Raw genomic sequence first — 19,181 nt, 5'->3', positions numbered from 1 at the left:
TACCTCTCAATTCATGGATCGAACGAATGACGCCGCACGCGAGGCGATTTCGGACCATCGGCCCGCGGCGACGTCGGATGGGGCCACGACATCGGTACCCGCGGTCACGGCCACGGCTCCGTTGGCGAGGAATTCGGCGGCGTTGCCCGCATTGACGCCCCCGGAGGGAATGAGCGCCACATCGGGGAAGGGACCGCGCAGGTCTTTCAAATAGCCGGGACCGAGCGCCCTGGCGGGGAAGATCTTCACCGCGGCGGCGCCGAGGTCGAGTGCGGTGAGCACCTCGGTGGGGGTGAAAGCGCCCATGACGACCGGAATGTCGCGTTCGGTCGCGACGGCCGCGACCTCCGCGCGCACACCGGGCGTGACGAGGAACCGTGCACCGTTGTCGATGGCGGCCGCGGCCTGATCGGCATGCAGTACGGTTCCGACACCGACGACAGCATCGGGAGCTGTCGCGGCGACACACAGGTAATCGAGTACGCCAGGCGTCGTGAAGGTGAGCTCCAAGGTGCGAATCCCGGAGCGCGCCAGCGCATCCGCGAGCGCCAATGGATCCGGAATCTCCGGCGCCCGCACCACAGTCAGCACGCGGTCGGCGCGCATGACTTCCAGAGCGCTCGTGGCGTTCAATATGTCTCCTTCCGCGTGGCATCCATGCGCAGCGCGCGTCCGGCGAGCTTGCCGGTGGGCGCACCGTTCTCGATGGCGAATTCGCCGTTGACCAGCACGTGCTGAATGCCGCGCGCCTGCTGCTTCGGGTTGTCGAAGGTCGCGGTATCGGTGATCGCCAATGGGTCGAACAGCACGAGATCGGCTGCGTATCCGGTGAATACGTGCCCGCGGTCGCTCAGTCGCAGCCGCTCGGCGGGCCGACCGGTGAGGTGGTGCACGCACTCCTCCAGCCCGAGCACACCGAGCTCGCGAACGTAATGGCCCAGATAGCGCGGGAAGGTGCCCCAGGCGCGCGGATGCGGCCGATCACCGACGAGCAGTGCGTCACTGCCGCCCATATGCACCGGGTGCACCATGATCGCGCGCACGTTCTCCTCGTGCCCGACGTGCTGCAGAATGGTCGTGGCCAACTGATCTCTGCGCAGCAGGTCGAAGAACACCGCGACGGGTGCGCGATCGGTATCGGCCGCGATTTCCGCGACGGTCCTACCGACGTACTCCCCCAGCTCCGCATTGGCGACACCGCTGATTTGAATGGTCTCCCATTCGACGGTGACGCCGTGGCAGCCGTCGGAACCATTCACATTCACGTCCACCGTGATTCGCGCGCGCATCTCGGGATCATCGATGCGAGCCAATGCCGCATCCGGGCCACCGGACATCGCCCAGCTCGGCAGCAGCGCCGAAAGTGTCGTGGAGCCGGGGAGGTACGGATACGTGTCGAGGGTGATATCGCACCCTTCGGCCCGGGCGGCATCGATCAGCGCCAGGAATTCCGGTGCGCGCCCGCGGTTCACGCCGAAGTTCATCGTCGCGTGGGTGAGATGCAGTGCGCAGCCGGTGCTGCGAGCCAGGCCGATCATCTCGGCGTATGCCGCCAACGCGCCCTTACCGTAGGAGCGGGTATGCGGCGCATAGAACCCGCCGTATTCGGCGACGATCTCGCACAGCGCCGCCAATTCCCCGGTGTCCGCATACATTCCCGGCGTATATGTGAGCCCACTCGACATACCGACCGCGCCCTCGCGCAGCCCCTGCGCGAGCAGCTCCCGCATCCGCCGGATCTCCGCCACCGTCGCCGGGCGCTGCTCGCTACCGACGACCAGCAGCCGCAGCGTGCCCTGTGGGACGAGGTACGCGGCGTTCGGTGTTATGCCCTGATCAAGGCGGTCCAGATACTCCGCGACCGTGCGCCAGGAGAAGTCCAGATCGGTGGGATTGCCATTCCATCCGGCGATCTGACGCCGCAGTACCGCCAGCGCGGTGTCATCGATCGGGGCATACGAGAGCCCGTCCTGTCCGATGACCTCGGTGGTGACGCCCTGACTGATCTTCGGGAAATGACCGGGCTCGGTGAGCAGATGCAGATCGGAGTGCGCGTGCATATCGATGAAGCCGGGGGCGAGCACCGAACCAGGCGCGTCGATGAACCGCGCCGCCTCGGTGATCGTTCGCGGGTCGGCGATAGTGTTGATCCGTCCTCGATCGATGCCGACATCGGCGCGGAAGTGTGGCGCTGCGGTGCCGTCTATGACGTCGATATCGCGAAACACTAAGTCCGTCATGGCCACTCGTCAGAAGAAGGTGTGAACGAGGTCGACAACACGTGGCCGCTCCGCGTCGGCGTCATCAATGACCGGGATCAACCGCCACTTGTCGAAAGCGGTGCACGGATGCGACAGACCGAGCCGCACCACACTGCCGACCGGCAGATCACCGGCGGCACCGCCCGGCAGCCGCAGGAACGTGTGCTGATCATTGAGCGCACTGACATGTGCCGCCGGATTCAACGAACCTTCCGGTCCCGCAACGAATTGCGGGACCGGAAGCCCCTCATCGAATGGCAGATCGCGCTTACCGGCGTCCAGCAGCGCGAGTTCCGCCTCGGGTCGCGAAACGGTCCGCGCCCAGCCGTGCATCGCCGAGCGCAGCGGTCGTTCGCTGCGTGGCGCGGCCAGCGGCGAAATGCCCGCGTAGAAGCCGTCGTCGTGAATGATGTACGCACCGGAGCGCAGCACCACTGTGGTCGGAACACCTTGCTCGTCGGCGAGTCCGGCCAGACATTCGACGACCAGATCCGGGAAGGCGCTGCCGCCCGCGGTGACGATCGCGCCTTCCGGATAGCGTCCGGCCGCGGCGAGTTCGCGGTGCAGGCGAGCGATTTCGTCCAGATAGCGCCGGACTGCGGCGATCCCCTCCGGGGTGCGATCGTGAGCGAGCGCACCCTCATAGCCGCCGACTCCGGCCAGGGTCAGTCGCTCGGCGCGACCGACCGCCTCGGCAATCGCATGCGCCTGTTCGACCGTGCGTGCGCCGGTACGCCCGTGCGGCCCACCGAGTTCGACGATCACCCGAATGCGCGCATCACCCGTCAAGTGCTGCTCCATCAGCGCGACGGTCTCGACGCTGTCGACCCAGCAGAAGAATTCGAACTCCGGATCCCGCGCGGATTCCGCGGCGACCCAGCGCAATCCGACCGGATCGACGAGTGCATTGGCCAGCACTATCCGTCCGACTCCGAACGACCGGGCCACCTGCACCTGCCACACGGTGGCGAAGGTGATCCCCCAGCACCCGGCGGCCAACTGCTGCGCCCAGAGCTGCGGAGCCATGGTGGTCTTCCCGTGCGGCGCCAGGCGCACGCCCGCGGCCGCCGCCCAGTCCGCCATCACCGCGACGTTCGCCGCGACGGCCGCGCGGTCGACGGTCAGTACCGGGGTTTCGAACTCGTCGAGGTGCGGCGCGGAGTCCAGAAAGTCGCGAACCGTGCGGCCCCAGGCCGCGGGCGGCAGGCCCTTGTGCTCGGGTCCGAGCGTCCGATCCGCCAGTGCGGCAACGGCCTTCTCATCGATAGCCATGTCGCTCCTTCCCGCGGAATCGTCTCCGCCGGATCATATCGGTCAGGCATTGCATATTTTGCAACGCTTGTTGCACATCGTGTTTTGTGTGGTTATTCTGCACTGGATGGCCGAGGGCCGCAAGGGCAGAAGGGAGATCGATGTGACGTGGCCTACTACGTCGCTCCGCCCACGGGCGGTGACCATCGGTGAGGGGCTCGCCGTGCTGGTGGCGCGTCCCGGTCCGCTGGAGGACTCGGAGAACTTCGAGCGAACCGCGGGCGGCGCCGAGGCGAATGTGGCCACCGCGCTCACTCAGCTCGATGTGGACGCCGGGTGGATTTCCCGGGTCGGCGATGACGGATTCGGCCGGTATCTCACCGGACACCTCGCGGCACGCGGCGTGGATGTGTCAGCGGTTGTCATCGATCCCGCACGTCCCACCGCCGTCTATGTGAAGGAGCGCGGCAGCGGCTCGGGCAAGGCGACCGATCTGGCCGATGGGGCCAGCCGCATGCTGTACTACCGCACCGGCTCCGCCGCCAGCGCGCTGTCCACGGCCGATCTGACGGCGGCGGCCGGACTGCTCGAAAGCACCGACCTCGTGCACTTCACCGGAATAACCACCGCGCTCTCGGATTCCGCGACCCGCCTCACGGAAACCCTTGTCGCGCTTCCTCGCCGCGGCAAGCTGGTCAGTTTCGATCTGAATTACCGTCCGGCGCTGTGGGCAGGGCGTGTCGAGCAGGCCGCTGAGGTGCTGGCTCGTCATGTACGCGGCTGCGATGTGGTGTTCCTCGGCGCCGACGAGGCGGAGGCGGTCTTCGGCACCGACGATGCCGACCGCTTGCGGGCACTGTTCCCCGAGCCGGAACACTTGGTGGTCAAGAACAATGAGCATTCGGTGACCGGATTCTCCGGAACCGAGCGGGTCGAAGTGCCCGCGCTGGAACTCGAGATCACCGAGCGGATCGGTGCCGGTGATGCCTTCGCGGGCGGATATCTGGCCGCCCTGCTGCATGGCCGCCCGCTGGAGCAGCGGCTGCGCTTCGGGCATCTGTGTGCCGCCGCGGCGCTGACCGGCACCGGTGATGTCGCGGAATTGCCTTCACCCGGCGCGCTGGCGGCATTGGCGATACTCGACGAGTCCGCCTGGGGGCGTGTGCATTACAGCAGAGATGTCGTAGCAGAGAATGTGGCGTCATGAGCGAGCGAATCGAAGCCACAGCGTCCATGACGATGACGGAGCCGAGCATCAGCGAGGCGCAGTCATGAGTCAGAGTTTGTTGCGTGCGTTGACCATCCTGCTGTCGCTGGGGGAGGATGCGCGCTCGCTCGATCAGCTGGCCGGTGAACTCGGCGTGCACAAGTCCACGGTGCTGCGGCTGCTGCAGACCATGGAATCGCAGCGCTTCGTCACCCATGACAGCCAGCACCAATACGTCCTCGGCTCCCGGATTTTCGAACTCGCCAACCGCGCCTTGGAACAGCGTGATGTTCGCACCCTCGCCCGCCCGCACCTGAGCGCACTGAATTCCGCTACCGGACAGACGATTCACCTCGCCACCTACGAATCCGGTGACGCCATCTACATCGACAAGTTCGATGCCATCCAGAGCGTGCGCATGTATTCCCGCATCGGCCGACCCGCCCCGCTGCACTGCACGGCGGTCGGGAAGGTGCTCGTCGCCGCACAGCCGCGCACGGAATGGCTCGCGATCGCCGAGCGCCTCGACTATCGCAAGTTCACCGACCGCACCATCCGCACCCCGGAGCGCTATCTGGAAGAGCTGGAACTCGTTGCGACACAGGGCTATGCGGAAGACCACGAGGAACACGAGAGCTTCGTCAACTGCATCGGCGTCCCGGTGCGCAATGGCACCGGGACCGTGGTCGCAGCGGTCTCGATGTCGGTGCCGGACATGCTGCTCGACCACGACCAGGTGTTGGCCGAACTGCCGCGGGTCCGCGCGGCGGCCGATGCCATTTCCGCCGAACTCGGCTGGACTCCCGGCCGCAACCCACTGAAAGGCCACTCATGAGTGAGAAGATCGCCGTCCGTACCACCGACGCCCCCGCACCCGCGCACACCTTCTCCCAGGGCGTGCGCAAGGGCCCGTTCGTACAGGTCTCGGGCCAGGGTCCGGTCGACCCGGCGACCAATGAGTACCTCTTCCCCGGCGACGTTGCCGCCCAGACGATTCGGACGCTGCAGAATGTCAAGGCGATCGTCGAGGCGAGCGGTGCCACCTTCGACGATGTGGTGATGCTGCGCGTCTACCTGACCAAGCGCGAGGACTTCGCCGTCATGAACGACGCCTACGGCGAATTCGTCACCGCCAACACCACCGGCGACGTATTGCCGAGCCGCACAACGGTATTCACCGGACTGCCGCGGGAGGAAATGCTGGTCGAGATCGATGCGGTCGCCATCGTGTCGGCGTAACTAGCCGGAGTTGCGCAGCGCGGTGGCGAGTCCGTTCATGGTCAGCAGGATGCCGCGTTTGACGAGTTCGGAATCGTCGCCCGCCCGCAGCCGGCGCAGCAACTCGACCTGCATCTGGTTCAGCGGCTCCAGGTACGGGAAGCGGTTGTGGATCGATTCCGCCAGTGACGGATTGTCGGCGAGCAGGTGATCATTGCCGGTGATCGCGGCGTGCATGCGGATGGTGCGGGCGTGCTCGTCGCGGATCATCCCGAAGATGTGCTCGCGCAACGCCACATCATCGACGAGTTCGGCGTACCTGGCCGCGATATCCAGGTCGCTCTTGGCCATGACCTGGGCCAGATTCGACAGCACCGTCCGGAAGAACGGCCAGCGGCGATAGAGGTCCGACAGAATCGCCAAGCGGTTGGGATCGCCGCCGACCCACTCCTCCAGCGCCGCACCCGTCCCGTACCAGCCCGGCAGCATGACGCGGGCCTGACTCCACGACATCACCCACGGAATGGCCCGCAGATCGTTCACCGAATTCGTCGGCTTGCGGGAGGCGGGACGACTGCCGATATTCAGATCGCCGACCTCGGCGACCGGCGTGGACTGCCGGAAATACTCGACGAATCCCGGTGTTTCGTGCACGAGCCGCACATAGGCCGCACGTGCGCGCGCCGCCAGATCGTCCATGAGGTCATAGGACGGCTCGGCATCGGGACCGAGGCCCTCCACATCGAGCAGCGTCGACTCCAGGGTGCCCGCGATCAACGACTCCAGATTGCGATGCGCCGCACCGGATTCCGCGTATTTGGCCGCGATCACCTCACCCTGCTCGGTCAACCGCAGCGAGCCACGCACGGCGCCGACGGGCTGGGCGAGAATGGCGTCATAGCTGCGCCCGCCACCGCGACCGACCGTGCCACCGCGACCGTGGAACAGCCGCAGGCGAATTCCGGTCTTGCGCGCCACCTCGACCAGATCCAGCTCCGCCCGATAGAGCGCCCAGTTCGCGGCCAGATACCCACCGTCCTTGTTGGAATCGGAGTATCCGAGCATTACCTCCTGCCGCATTCCCTTGGCAGCCACCAGCTCTCGATACACCGGGACATCCAGCACCGCGGACAGCGTCGCCGCACCGGCACCCAGATCCTCGATGGTCTCGAACAGCGGCACGATATTCACCGGGCAGCTCGGCGGTCCATCGGGCTCACCGGGATCGAGCAGGCCGCCCTCCTTCAACAGCAGCGCCGCCTCCAGCATGTCGCTGACCGAGGTGCACATGCTGATGATGTAGTTCGGCACCGCCTCGACGCCGAAGGTGACGACGACATCCCGTGCGGCACGGACGATATCGAGCTCCTTGGCAGCGAGTTCACTGAGCCGCGCATGCGGGCCGAGCAGCGGACGACGGGTACGCAACTCGGCGGCGAGCAGTTCCACCCGCTCCGGCTCGGCGAGACTCGCGTAGTCCTGATGTACACCCGCCCACGCCAGCAGCTCGGTGACGACCTGTTCGTGCACCTCCGAGTTCTGGCGCATATCCAGGCCCTGCAGGTGAAATCCGAATGTCTCGACGGCATATCGCAATGCGGCCAGCCGGTCGTCGGCGAGCAGACCGTCACCGCTGGCCCGCATCGAGACGTCCACAGCGTCCAGATCGTCGAGTACCGCCTGTGGTGTCGCGTATGCCGGTGCACCCATATCCAGGCCGTCCGCGGGCAATTCGCCGAGCGCGGCAAGTGCCGACGCCGACAGTCGCGCCCGAATCCGGTGCAGCGCACGGCGATACGGTTCATCGGAATGCGTCGCGGGATCGGGATAACCGGCCTCGGCCAGTGCGGCCACCTCCGGTGTCACCAGCACCAGCCGCGCCGATTGCGACAGTGACTTCTCCAGCTCCACCAGCTCGTGCAGGTACCGTCCGAACGCGACGGCCGACGCCTGCGATGCCGCCTGACGCACGACATCCGCTGTCACATAGGGGTTTCCGTCACGATCGCCGCCGATCCAGGAGCCGGGACGCAGGATCGGCCGCGGCAGCAATTCCGCGCCCGGCCACCGGGACCGCAGCGCCGCCCGAACTTCCGCGTTGATCGCCGGAATAACGTCGAACAGCGTGATGTCGTAGTAGCGCAGTCCGACCGAGATCTCGTCCTGAATCCGCAGGCGCTGCAATCGAATCAGCGCGGTGCGCCACAGCGAGAGCACCTGGCGTCGGATCCGCAGCTCCAGGTCCGCACGCGCCCGCTCGGTTTCGGTATAGCGCTGCCGCAATCGCATCAACTCGGTAATGCGGGTCTGCACATCGAAGACGGTGCGGCGCCGGGTTTCGGTCGGATGTGCGGTGATCACCGGCGACACCAGGGCGTCGGCGAGCAGATCGGCGACCTCGGCGCCGTCCAGGGCCGCCGCATCCAGTTTGCGGTAGGTCGCCGCCAATGAGGAATCCTGCGGCGGCTCCCCGGCCGCCTCATGCGCCGCGCGCCGCCGATCGCGCTGGATATCCTCGGCCAGATTCGCCAGCAGCACGAAATAGGTGAACGCGCGGATCAGCGGCAGCGCGACCGCGATCTCGACGCCGTCCAGCATCTCCGCCACCGCGCTGCGCTCGACCTCCTCGCGCCGCACCCGGAACGCCTCGATCCGCACCCGCTCGATCAGGTCGAAGACCTCGGGGCCCTCGTGATCGCGGATGGTGTCGCCGAGGACGCCGCCGAGGAAGCGGATGTCATCGCGCAGCGGCCGGGTCGCATCCTGTTCCGTCTCGATCCGCGCCTGAGTCATGATTCGACCCTAGTGCCAGGTGCGACCCGGTTGGCGGTGACATTCGCCTCGGGCGGTTCGCGGCGAATCAGCCGAGCAGCTGGGAGAACCGCAGGTGGTTGCCCCACGGATCGCGGAAACCACAGTCGCGGACGCCGTACGGCTGGGTGATCGGCTCCTGATCGACATCGACACCGGCGTCGCGCAGCCGGGCGAAGGTGTCGTCGACGGCCTCGGTGGTGAAGATCAGGGTGCCCTGCGCACCGCTGGCCAGCCTGGCCTCGGCGGCCTCGCGAGCGGCCTCGTTCGGGTTCATCCCTGGGTTCTCCAGGATGAATTCGATACCCGGCTGCGATGCCGGTCCGACGGTCAGCCAGCGGCCGCCCGGAAACGGCATATCCTGGCGAACCTCGAAGCCGATGACATCGCGGTAGAACTCCAGCGCCTTGTCCTGGTCGCCGACCAGCACCGCGACGTGGGTAAGAGTGAAATCCTTGCCGTTGCTCATTTGATATCTCCTGGTGTCGAGCGGGTTCACCAGCAAAGACGGCGAGTGCTTCCGGAATTCATCGGTGATCCCGCGAAATATTCGGTTTCGGTGAATCGCTCACAACTCCCGCAGCACCGCGTCGGTTTCCTCCGGGCCGGTGCGGTTGAACTCGTCGCACAACCGCTGTGCCCGGATGCGCTCGGCAACCAACTCCGGATCGCTGTCCCGGTACAACTCGCCGCGCAGCATCCGTTACTTTTGCTCGCCCACGGGCGCCAGGCTACGGTCAGCCGACCTCGCTGGGTTGCCTGCGCGGTGCGGACAGGCGCTGGACGAGCACCTGCTCGAGCAGCGCGACGAGCACCTCTTTTACCGATCCCCGGTCTCGCGCATCACATTCCAGGATGGGGATCCACTCGTCGAGCTCGAGTGCCTCACGGACCTCGTCGAGTTCGAAGTGCTCGCCCTGTTCGAATCGGTTGACCACCACCACGAATGGCGTGTTGTGCTCTTCGAAGTAGTCGAGCACCGGATAGCAGTCCTCGACCCGGCCCGTGTCCACCACGATCACCGCGCCGAGCGCGCCGTCGACCAGGTCGTCCCACAGGAAGACGAAGCGGTCCTGGCCGGGGGTGCCGAACAGGTACAGGATCAGCGAGCTGTCGAGGGTGATGCGGCCGAAGTCCAGAGCGACGGTGGTCTCGGTCTTGTCCGCGCGCCGCCCCGGATCGTCCACGCCTATGGCGACCTCGGTCATCGCCGCCTCGGTCACCAGCGGTTCGATTTCGGAGATCGCGCTGATGAATGTTGTTTTGCCGACACCGAATCCGCCGCTGATCACGATCTTGACCGACGAGGGCATCGACCGCTCGGCCGGTGGTGTCCGATATTCAGAGTGCCCGTACAAGGTCCCTGATCCTCTCGATGGCTGCGGTGGAAAGTTCCGGGGCGTCCCGGACCGAAACATGCCCGGCGGCCGCGAGATCGCTGACGATCACCTTCGCGACGCCCACCGGAACGTGCAGCGCCGTCCCGATTTCGGCGATGGAATGCGGCTGCTGGCACAGCCGAACGACGGTGCGCTGTTCGAAGTGCAGCGGCGCGGACAGCGCGGCGGGCAGCGCCCGCACCAGTGTTTCGATGCGCAGCCCGTCGATCAATGGCGTGGTGCGTCCCGCCGTGACGACAAACGGGCGCACGAATCGGTCATCGAGGCCCTGTTCGTCCGGACTGTCTTTCGGCGACCGGTCGGCCGCGAGCCAGCCGAAAGTGTGGTTGACCGGAATCATCCGCGGGTCCGGCAACCGCGGCCGGTATGGATCTCTCATCGGCGCAACGACTCTCGCAATTCCGAAATGAGCGCCGGGTCCAGCAGCGCACCGGCCCGTTCGGCCAGCACCGCCATCTCGTAGCCCACGAGACCTACATCGCAACCGCCGTCGGCGATGACCCCGAGGCAGCTGCCGTCACCGAGGGCGGAGACCAGCAGGAAGCCGCGCTTCATCTCGATCATGATCAGCTTCAGGCCGTCGAATGCGTAACTGCGCGAGGCACTTCGGGCCAGGCTGGACAGTCCTGAAACCATGGCCGCCAGTCGATCCGCACCGGTACGGTCCAAGCCCTCCGACATGGCGATGAGCAGACCGTCGGAGGAAACGGCGACGGTATCGCGGACGCCATCGGTATTGCGGACGAAGTTGGCCAGCATCCAGTTGAAGGTGTGCGGGTCCGCAGCCTGTATGTGGGTGGTCATCGAAACTCCTCTGCGGTGGTGGGTGAAGCCGAGGTTTGCGCCAAATCCGTGGCGCGCGGGATGTTTTCGGGCGTCCCCGCTCGTGGCGAGGTGAGAGCGCCGCGCTCATGTCCGGCCCGGAAGGACGAGAGCATGCTGCGAGTTTCGGCCGGTGAGCGATCCGCTACCGGAGCGCTCGGCGACTCAGGAGCCTTCGGTGCGCTGTCACTTCCGATGTCCGCTGGACGCGCTCGCTTGTTGCGCTTGACCAATCCGTTCCTGGTGCGCTGCACCCCCGTCGGTGCAGCATCGGATTCCGCTGCCGCTGTTTCCGTTTCGGGAACCTGCCATAGCGATCCGCTGGCCGAAGACGGCGAAGCGGGCTGTGAACCCTTGAATGCGGTTATGCCGTCGATAGGGCGGGCACCGGATCCGTCGGCTGCGGGCACACCGTGCGGGGCTCGGCTGGCACCATCACTTCCGGTAGCGCTGGGCAGACGGCTCAGCGATCCATTGCTCCCGTCGCGTGTGTATACAAATCCATCGATCCCGGTACCGATGGATTCGGCATTGTGATCGGAACCGTCCGGCGTGGAAAGGAATTGGGCGAACGGCGCGGGTCCCGGTGCGGCGAATCCCGGTCGGGAATGCGCGGGTCCACCGGAGCGTGGTGGCCGAGACGCGGTGCGGTCGGGGTCGGATGCGCTGGTCGTCCGCGCATCACGGGTCGGCGCACCGGATAGCGGAGCGCCAGGCACCGAAGCGTCGGGGTCCGGAGCACTGGCGAGCGGGGCACCAGGCATGGAGCCGCCACCTACCACCGCGTCATCGGCTGGGGCACCATTGACCAGAGCGACCGGCACCGAGGTCCCGTTCACCGAGGCACCAGCTATCCGAGCGCCGTTAACCGGAGCGTCAGGAGCCCCATCAGCCGGAGCACTGTGCCGCGGCCTGCCGAGCATCGGTCTCGGCGAAACAGCTTCGCTCGCGGGAGATCCCCCCAAGGCCGGGAGGACACCGGCCGCCGCCGACTCGACCTGCCCTCGCACACCGGCCACCGCAGCCGAATCGCTCTGGTCTCGCGCTGCGGGTGCGCGCCGATCTTTCTCTCCCGCGATGATTCCCGCGGGCAACAGCAGCCGCGCGACGATCCCGCTCACCGGCGACACATTCAACTCGACATCGATTCCGAGCCGCCGCGCCAACCGGCCGACCACGTAATGCCCCAGGTACCGCGTCGGCGCGACGACGAAATCGGCCTCGCCGCGCAGCCGGGCATTCGCCTCGTCCAACTGCTCCACCGGCATCCCGACACCGTGATCAACCACCGCGAGCAAATATCCGGTCGGCAGCTTGCGTCCGTAGATCTCCACCTCCATATCCGGTGGAGAGAAGGCCAATCCGTTCTCGATGAGCTCGGCAAGCATATGCGCGAGATCAGTGACAACCGCGCCGGTGATCGCGATATCGTCCACCCGCCGCAGCACCACCCGGCGATAGTCGTCGACCTCCGACAACCCGGCCCGAATCACATCGGTGAGCGGAATCGGCTCGGCCCAGCGCCGCGGGCTTCCCGCACCCACCAGCACCAGCAGACTTTCGGCATTGCGCCGCATGCGGGTAGCGAGGTGATCGAGCTCGAACAGATTGGACAGCGCCTTGGGATCGAGTTCCTCGCGTTCGAATTCACTGATCAGGCCGAGCTGACGGCGAACCAGATTCTGGTTGCGCCGCGCCAGATTCGCCATCGACTCGGTGGTATTGCGGCGGACCAGCGCCTGCTCCGAAGCCAATTCGAACGCGGTAGTCTGCACACCATCCAATGCCCCCGCCACCGCGGCGATTTCGACACTCGCGCCGCGCGGTGTGCGCACCGGCGCAGGCGGATCGGGTTGAGTGTCATCGGATTCCCGCCAGGCCGCGATCACCCCGGGCAACCGGTGATTGGCGACGTCATCCGCCTCCGCCGCCAACTCGGCGAGTGGACGCACGATGGCGCGCACACTGGTGAAGACCAGCGCGACCTCGACGGCAACGGCGATCAGCGCAGCGAGCAGGAAGCCGCCGAGGGTCGAGAACGCATCCCGGCGCAGCGCCGCCGCGCGCCGCTGCACATCGTCACCGACCGCCTGCTGGACCGTGCGCTGCTCATCGATGACCCCCGTCATCTGCGCCCACCAGGTGCTCGGATCCACCGAACGCACCAGCGGACCGGTGCTCGACGCGATCGCGATCCGCTCCGATTCGGCTGCCTTGACGGCATTCTCGCTGCGCAGCGCCGCATCGAGCTCGGCCTGCTGTGCCGCGGTCGCGTCGCGCGCGAAGGCGGTCAGACCGGCCATCTTGGCGGCACGGATATCGAGGAATTCGACATACTCGCCACTGCGGAACTCGTCGGCGGCGAAGACGCCATTGAGGAATCCACGTTCCTTGGCCGTCTGCTCCTTGGCCTCGCCGAGGGCGTACAGCGCCTCGAGGCCGTGGCGAACCTCGGCGTCGCGCGCCTGATCGAGCCCGAGTGTCAGACGATTCAGTGCGGAAATGCCGTCGGTATAGAACTGAAAGGCGGCCTGCCTGCTGGTGCGGCGGGCATCGATCTGCGAACGGGTCGCATCCAGCGCGTCGAATTGGCCGATCGCCGAACGCACCTGGGCCGTGCCCGGCGCGTCCCCGGCCGCGGCCTCCTCGAGTGCGGCCAGCGAGCGATTCGTTTCGACCCGCTGATCCGCCACGGTCTGCACCAGCCGGGCATCGCCGCCCAGCAGACCATTGCTGAGCCCGCGTTCGCGCTGTGCCTCCTGCACCAGATCCTGGACGGCCAGTGCGAGCGAGACCGCGTGCACGGTGTCGCCACTGTCTCGGAAGGCCTCGACCTCCCGCGCGACCGTAACGCCGAGCAGCGCCAGTACCAAAACCAATGAGACGACGAGGATTCGGGCCAATTGCCCCCGAATCGTGCGCGGTCGCATTATTCCGCTTCCGGCAACCTGGCGTTCACTTCTGGAGTCGGCAGTCATATCCGTTGTGCCACCGGGTTTTTCCGACCGTTGACGTAAACGCACCACCCTGCTCCTCCGATTGCCAAGCCGTGACAGCTCCACGGCGAGCGCACGGAAAGTCACGCAGCAGCCTGCTGCAGGGGCAGGTCGCTGTCAACGCGAAAACCGGACAAAACGGTCACAGAGCACATTTGTATACATGCTGGTAATCCACTGTTTTCGCGGTGTCGATCCGCTCACATCATGTCGCCGGACAGTGTGACGTGACGGCCGTCGCAGACAGCTGCGCCGAGGATTCACTGTGCACGATTCCGGCCGAATCCTTCACTCCCACGTCCCATCGCGACCAAGCTCTGGGAATCGACCGGACGGGGTGTGCTCCCCTATCCACTGCGACATCGTTCCACCGAGGTCTTCCAGTACGCGAGGAGTTCGACAAATTCTTCCGTCGCCCGACGACCGCCACCGTGCACGTCGGGGTGTATCCGCTCGGCAGCGTGGACAATCGGCATACCAAGGGCCGCAAGGACTTCCAGATCACCGATTTCGACAATGACGGCCGCTACGTCAGTTTCGGCAGTCGCACCGTGATCGTGAAGCCGACCGATCGGCAGCGCGTCACCGCGACGCTGCGCGAAATGATCGGCCGCACAGTCGAAGAGGTCCGCAACGGCGATCATTTCGCACGCTGACGGCTCAGCCCTTGACGTCGCCCAGGATCCCGAGCACCACATCCGAGGTGTAGAACGGCTCCAGCCGCTCGCGAATCAGCTTGCCCAGCACGCCATTACGCTTCGCACCCTCGATGACGGCGGGACCGTACCGCAGGATCTCCTTGGCGATATCGTCGCCGGACAGACCGAGTTCCGGCAGCATCGCGGCCAGCGTGAAATCGCCGTACTTGATGAAGAAGACATCCACGCACTCGTCCACGAGCAGCCCGAAATACTCCTTCTCCCTGGTGGTCACCGCGATCTCGTAGCAGAGCAGCACCAGTTCGTTGAGATCCTTCTGGGTCAGATAGTCCCGCAGGCCGCTCACCGGCTCATCGGCGTGCAGATCCCAGAACTCCATCGCGGCATCGTGCACCGGAGCGTCGCGCAACATCTCCCGAATGGCATTGTTGGTGCGCTTGAGCGCGAATACCGCACCCTTGCCCGCCATATCGCCGATGAAGGTGCTCTCGGTGGCCTTCTTGGCGGTCTTGGCCGCCGACTGTCCCATGGAGATCAGCGATGAGACACCGGGAATCTTGCCCGCGATCTGCCTATTCGCCTCCATGAAATCGGAGATGAGTTTATCCACGAACTTGGCGGCGACTGTGGCGACCAACGGGCTCTCGGTCAGCCGCTCCAGGATGCGCTCCTGCGCCTGGTGCATGCCGAAGATCTTCTCCAGCAGTGCCTCGACCGGTTCGCGGTCGACCACCTGGCCCAGGGTGTAGTCGTTGTTCGCGGCGATATGGTCGTAGATCGAATCGGCGAATACCCCGACCATATCCGCGATGACCGGACTGCCGCCGATCAGGTCGACGACGGTGCGGACTGTCTCCTTGGCATCGTCGATGCCGACGACATCGCGGAAGACGAGGGTGTCGGCCACCCCGAGCACCGATTCCACGTCCCTGCCGACGACCTCGGTGAAGCGTTCGCCGCTCACCTCCGCCAGCAGGAACTCCACTTGGGCATCGAGTAGCCGTTCGGCGATCTCACGCGGCTCGCTCATCGAATATCACCATCACATTCGTAGTCCGTCGCGCTCGGTCAGCTTACGGATCGTTCGATTCGACATCGTTGCCGTGCAACGATTTCCGTATCTGAGCCAGACGCTCGCGCGCCGCTTTCTCGCGCGCCTCCCATTGTTCGTCGGCGCTGCGGCCCGCAGGAGTCTGCCGGTCGAGTTCGCCCATCCCCTGCGCGGTGCCGAAGCGCTGCTCGACCTTATCGCGAACTGACTCAAAAGTAGGTACGCCGCCGGACGAATATCCGCCCACCTCGGAGCCGGACGGGATACCGGTCGACGGTACCGGTACCGCCGGTACCGGAGAAAAGCCTCCGACCTGCCCGGATGCGCCCGCCCCCGGCTCTTCGTCATGCGGCTGCGGCGTCACAGTGGCAGGACTCACAGTCGACTCGGATCCCATATGGCCGAGTCCGGCGGCCTCCACGACCGCGGTGTGTACCCACGAGAGCCGAGGTCGGCCCGCGGTGGCAGTGCCGAGTACCGCCAAGAGCTCGTCATCGGACAGCGCCGCGAGCCGCGCGGTGATCTCACCCAAATCACTCATATCGCCAGGCTACGCACGAGCGCCATCAGCGGGCGAGCACATCACCCGCCCAGGAGCGGATCAGATCCGCCCAATCGACCCCGGTCGACATGATCAGATCGTTGTGCCCCCCGCCGGGAAAGACCACCAATCGCTTCGGCTCCGGCGCGGCCGCGAACAGCCGCTCGGCATGCCGCAGCGGTAGGAGTTCGTCCTGATCGCCGTGCATGATCAAGACGGGTGCGCGCAGCTTGCTGATCCGGCGCAGGCTCGGGTAGGCGTCCGGGACGAACGGGCTGGGAAGGAAGGGATATACCGAGCGGGCCGCGTCGCGCAGGCCGGTGAAGGTGGACATCAGTATCAGTCCGGTGGGCGGATGCTCGGTCGCCAGTTCGAGCAGGACACCGCCGCCGAGCGATTTGCCCAGGTAGAGTACGCGATCCGGATCGACGCCCGGCTGTTCCAATAGCACCCGCCTGGCCGCGTGGGCGTCGAGATAGGTGCCGTGCTCGGTGGGTCGCCCGGTGCTGCGTCCGTAGCCGCGATAGTCGAAAGTCAGTACATCCAAACCGATCTGGGTGAGCAGCGCGTAGATCGGCACCCGGTCGCCGATATTGCCCGCATTGCCGTGCGCGAACAGGACATGCCCGATCGAGCGTGCGGCGGGCAGCCACCAACCCTGCAGCGTCTCGCCATCGGTCGTGCGGATGGACAACTCGATGTAATCCATCTCGAGGATCGACGGCGTCTGCACGACCTGGCGATCGGACATGAAGGTCAGCGCATTGAGGATCGGACTGGCCGGATGTCGCATGCCATCGTTCTTACCCGGAACCCGCCGCCGCCGCGCGCCGACTACCCGAATGCACTACACCTCGACGACGTCGACGCCCTTCCAGAACGCGACCCGGTCACGCACCTGCTCGGCCTCCGGCTTCGGATCCGGGTAGTACCAGGCGGCATCCGGATTCTTCGTGCCCTCGACCTCGACCGTGTAATACGATGCGAGCCCCTTCCACCCGCACACGGTATGCGTACCGCTGTCCCGGAAGTACTCCGTCTTCAGCGCTCCCGCCGGAAAGTAATGATTCCCCTCGACCACCACGGTGTCGTCGCTCTCGGCCAGCACCGTGCCATTCCATATAGCTCGCACACTCATCGAATCTCCCACCGTCGCACCGAATTCCGCCGCGCACAAACCACGGCTAGCGGGTGTAACCCAACCCACACCCGCCCTATTCCCACTCATGCTCAGCGACACCGCGCACGATTTTTACGCCGCGCACCGATTTGCCCAGAAAATCACGGCGCGGCGCGACAAAAGGTGCGCAGCGGCTAATAGCCCTGATCCGTTACTGCGCCGCCGCGCTATCCGGTCCGGCTCGCTCGCCGAGCGCAGTCGAAACGCGGCACGACACGCCCGGGACACCGCCATGTGACTGCGCTCGACGGATCTCGATTACCTCAGAAGCCAGCTGTTCGCGGCCTCCTATACGCCGAGGCCCGCTTTCAGCGCAGGCCAGGATTTGGGCAGTGCGGCCTTCCAGTACGGCCATGAGTGGACGCCGACGGCCCCGTAGTCGATGGAGAGGTCGGCGCCGAACAGTTTCATGGCGGGTGAGATGGCGAGGGTGCAGTCGTGCGAGATGTTTTCGATCTCGTTCGACCGGATCGGGTCGTTGGGCCACGACCAGCGATCATCGAACGGGGCATCGTCGGGGCCGGGCACACCGGTGCCGACGTACAGGTGGACCGGTTTGCCGCGCAGCGCGTCGAGGTGTTTGCTCGGATCGTGCGCCGCCCACTCCGGGTTGCCCACCTTGCCCCACATGTTGTCCGGGTCCCCACCCTTGGATTCGACCACGGGGCGCACCGAGAATTGCCCGACACCGTCGGTGGAGTAGCAACCGCTGAAGGCCGCCAGCGCACGGAACATGTCAGGGTGTCGAACGGCCAGAATGGCTGCCGCTCCCGCCCCCATCGAAAGTCCGCCCACGGCGTAGACCCCGTTGCCCTTCAGCTCACGGTCGATCAACGGCGGCAGCTCCGAGGTCAGGAAGGTCTCCCACTTCTGGTGCCCCAGTTTCGGGTCATCCTTCAACCAGTCGGTGTAGTAGGTGCCCCCGCCACCGACCGGCATCACCACATTGACCGGCTTGTCGGCGAAGAACTCCTTGGCGCCGCCGCGCAGCGTCCAGGTGCTCGCCGGCTGGGATTCCGACGCCCCGTTTCCGTCCAGTAGCAGCAGGGTCGGCCGGGATGCCGACTGGTTCGCCGGTACCAGCACGTCGAGGTGGATGGTCCGGTTCATCGCGGGCGAGCGGACATACATCTGCCATTGCTGCGCGGAGGTGTGCTCGATCCGCTCGACGGTGGCGGCCGCGTTCGCCTGCGGAGCCGCGACGATCAGCGGCGCGATCGCCATGGCCGCAGCGACAGCCACAATTCGACGGAAACCTCGACGTTCTCGCAACACCGACATGCGCAAACCCATGTGCACCCTCTCATCGACAGTCGGCCCTTTCGGGTCCGTGGCTGATTCGCGTCGACAATGCCATGGAACGCGCACGCAGACTTCCCACCGTCGGTAACTATCGGGCAACGTTGTAATCCGCCACCCTCACCGTGTGACGACAGCCGGGCGCCTGCGACATCCGCGCTCCTATCGCCGTAGCGCCAATTCTCAGCAATATCGCGGATTTCGTACGAGAGAGGGCGGTGAGCGCATCGGCTGCACGCACGATACCGACGCACAACGAATCGGCCGGTACCTGCGTCGGCGATCGCATGGTCGCGGGAAGACATAATGCACTTAGCCGCAACGTAAATCGGCCCCGGGCACAGTAGCGCCTGAGCTGGTCCCGATCGCGATGAGCGCATACGACCATTTCGCCGATCTCGAGGTCGACGGCGAGGTCGACGCGATCGCGGACACCCCGGGCCCGATATCAGCTCACCAGCGCGGAGCACCGCGCTGACCACATC

General features: G+C 65.9%; 19 protein-coding genes. 4 read left to right on the top strand and 15 right to left on the bottom strand.

Annotated features, from left to right (window positions below):
* Nucleotides 1-6: 6 nt before the first annotated feature.
* Genes NP3_RS32555 through NP3_RS32545 form a run of 3 tightly spaced genes read right to left on the bottom strand, consistent with a single transcriptional unit; the run spans nt 7 to nt 3,533 of the window.
* On the bottom strand, nt 7-606 hold the full coding sequence (locus tag NP3_RS32555; protein ID WP_063045574.1) for a bifunctional 4-hydroxy-2-oxoglutarate aldolase/2-dehydro-3-deoxy-phosphogluconate aldolase: 600 nt from the start codon (nt 604-606) through the stop codon (nt 7-9).
* A 23-nt stretch (nt 607-629) separates the two neighbouring features.
* On the bottom strand, nt 630-2,240 hold the full coding sequence (locus tag NP3_RS32550; RefSeq protein WP_063045573.1) for an N-acyl-D-amino-acid deacylase family protein: 1,611 nt from the start codon (nt 2,238-2,240) through the stop codon (nt 630-632).
* A gap of 9 nt (nt 2,241-2,249) precedes the next feature.
* Complete coding sequence (locus NP3_RS32545) at nt 2,250-3,533, bottom strand: type III PLP-dependent enzyme domain-containing protein (RefSeq protein WP_063045572.1); 1,284 nt, start codon at nt 3,531-3,533, stop codon at nt 2,250-2,252.
* A gap of 88 nt (nt 3,534-3,621) precedes the next feature.
* On the opposite strand from NP3_RS32545, the gene NP3_RS32540 reads away from it, so the two are divergent.
* The 3 genes from NP3_RS32540 to NP3_RS32530 all read left to right on the top strand — a co-directional run bounded on the left by NP3_RS32540 (nt 3,622) and on the right by NP3_RS32530 (nt 5,958).
* The gene (locus NP3_RS32540; protein ID WP_245721206.1) at nt 3,622-4,719 is read left to right on the top strand and encodes a sugar kinase; all 1,098 of its coding nucleotides are present in this window, start codon (nt 3,622-3,624) and stop codon (nt 4,717-4,719) included.
* Nucleotides 4,720-4,783: 64 nt separating this feature from the next.
* Complete coding sequence (locus tag NP3_RS32535) at nt 4,784-5,554, top strand: IclR family transcriptional regulator (protein WP_063045571.1); 771 nt, start codon at nt 4,784-4,786, stop codon at nt 5,552-5,554.
* Nucleotides 5,551-5,958 carry a RidA family protein gene (locus NP3_RS32530; protein WP_063045570.1) on the top strand — a complete coding sequence of 136 codons (408 nt, stop codon included), beginning with the start codon at nt 5,551-5,553 and terminating at the stop codon, nt 5,956-5,958. The genes NP3_RS32535 and NP3_RS32530 overlap by 4 nt, the downstream gene beginning before the upstream one ends.
* Here NP3_RS32530 and ppc read toward each other — a convergent pair whose 3' ends face one another.
* The 7 genes from ppc to NP3_RS32500 all read right to left on the bottom strand — a co-directional run bounded on the left by ppc (nt 5,959) and on the right by NP3_RS32500 (nt 13,900).
* Nucleotides 5,959-8,730 carry a phosphoenolpyruvate carboxylase gene (gene ppc, locus NP3_RS32525; RefSeq protein ID WP_063045569.1) on the bottom strand — a complete coding sequence of 924 codons (2,772 nt, stop codon included), beginning with the start codon at nt 8,728-8,730 and terminating at the stop codon, nt 5,959-5,961.
* Between the two features lie 67 nt (nt 8,731-8,797).
* Nucleotides 8,798-9,217: a VOC family protein gene (locus NP3_RS32520; RefSeq protein WP_063045568.1), complete on the bottom strand. Its 420-nt coding sequence runs from the start codon at nt 9,215-9,217 to the stop codon at nt 8,798-8,800.
* A 99-nt stretch (nt 9,218-9,316) separates the two neighbouring features.
* Nucleotides 9,317-9,448, bottom strand: coding sequence for a maltose acetyltransferase domain-containing protein (locus NP3_RS47195; RefSeq protein ID WP_245721205.1), 132 nt, complete (start codon nt 9,446-9,448; stop codon nt 9,317-9,319).
* A 37-nt stretch (nt 9,449-9,485) separates the two neighbouring features.
* Nucleotides 9,486-10,061 (bottom strand): GTP-binding protein, encoded by a 576-nt coding sequence (locus tag NP3_RS32515; protein WP_063045567.1) that lies wholly within the window; start codon nt 10,059-10,061, stop codon nt 9,486-9,488.
* Between the two features lie 28 nt (nt 10,062-10,089).
* Nucleotides 10,090-10,527: a DUF742 domain-containing protein gene (locus tag NP3_RS32510; RefSeq protein ID WP_063045566.1), complete on the bottom strand. Its 438-nt coding sequence runs from the start codon at nt 10,525-10,527 to the stop codon at nt 10,090-10,092.
* A complete protein-coding gene (locus tag NP3_RS32505; RefSeq protein WP_063045565.1) occupies nt 10,524-10,952 on the bottom strand; it encodes a roadblock/LC7 domain-containing protein in 429 nt (142 codons plus the stop codon). Before NP3_RS32505 ends, NP3_RS32510 begins: the two co-directional genes overlap by 4 nt.
* Nucleotides 10,949-13,900, bottom strand: coding sequence for a sensor histidine kinase (locus NP3_RS32500; protein ID WP_245721204.1), 2,952 nt, complete (start codon nt 13,898-13,900; stop codon nt 10,949-10,951). The genes NP3_RS32505 and NP3_RS32500 overlap by 4 nt, the downstream gene beginning before the upstream one ends.
* Nucleotides 13,901-14,193: 293 nt before the next feature.
* Between NP3_RS32500 and NP3_RS32495 the strand changes: the two genes are divergently transcribed.
* Entirely contained in the window at nt 14,194-14,622 is a 429-nt protein-coding gene (locus tag NP3_RS32495; protein ID WP_063045563.1) for a hypothetical protein, read from the top strand.
* A 4-nt stretch (nt 14,623-14,626) separates the two neighbouring features.
* Here the strand turns inward: NP3_RS32495 and NP3_RS32490 are convergent, their stop codons facing one another.
* The 5 genes from NP3_RS32490 to NP3_RS32470 all read right to left on the bottom strand — a co-directional run bounded on the left by NP3_RS32490 (nt 14,627) and on the right by NP3_RS32470 (nt 18,639).
* On the bottom strand, nt 14,627-15,655 hold the full coding sequence (locus NP3_RS32490; RefSeq protein ID WP_063045562.1) for a hypothetical protein: 1,029 nt from the start codon (nt 15,653-15,655) through the stop codon (nt 14,627-14,629).
* 43 nt (nt 15,656-15,698) lie between these two features.
* Entirely contained in the window at nt 15,699-16,217 is a 519-nt protein-coding gene (locus NP3_RS32485; protein WP_063045561.1) for a PspA/IM30 family protein, read from the bottom strand.
* A 25-nt stretch (nt 16,218-16,242) separates the two neighbouring features.
* A complete protein-coding gene (locus NP3_RS32480) occupies nt 16,243-17,010 on the bottom strand; it encodes an alpha/beta hydrolase (RefSeq protein ID WP_063045560.1) in 768 nt (255 codons plus the stop codon).
* Nucleotides 17,011-17,064: 54 nt separating this feature from the next.
* Complete coding sequence (locus NP3_RS32475; protein ID WP_063045559.1) at nt 17,065-17,355, bottom strand: DUF427 domain-containing protein; 291 nt, start codon at nt 17,353-17,355, stop codon at nt 17,065-17,067.
* Between the two features lie 330 nt (nt 17,356-17,685).
* Entirely contained in the window at nt 17,686-18,639 is a 954-nt protein-coding gene (locus NP3_RS32470; protein WP_245721203.1) for an alpha/beta hydrolase, read from the bottom strand.
* Nucleotides 18,640-19,181: the final 542 nt, after the last annotated feature.

Source organism: Nocardia pseudovaccinii NBRC 100343 (assembly GCF_001613225.1).
GTDB classification, from domain to species: domain Bacteria; phylum Actinomycetota; class Actinomycetes; order Mycobacteriales; family Mycobacteriaceae; genus Nocardia; species Nocardia pseudovaccinii.
This window is presented reverse-complemented; position numbering and strand designations above follow the sequence as displayed.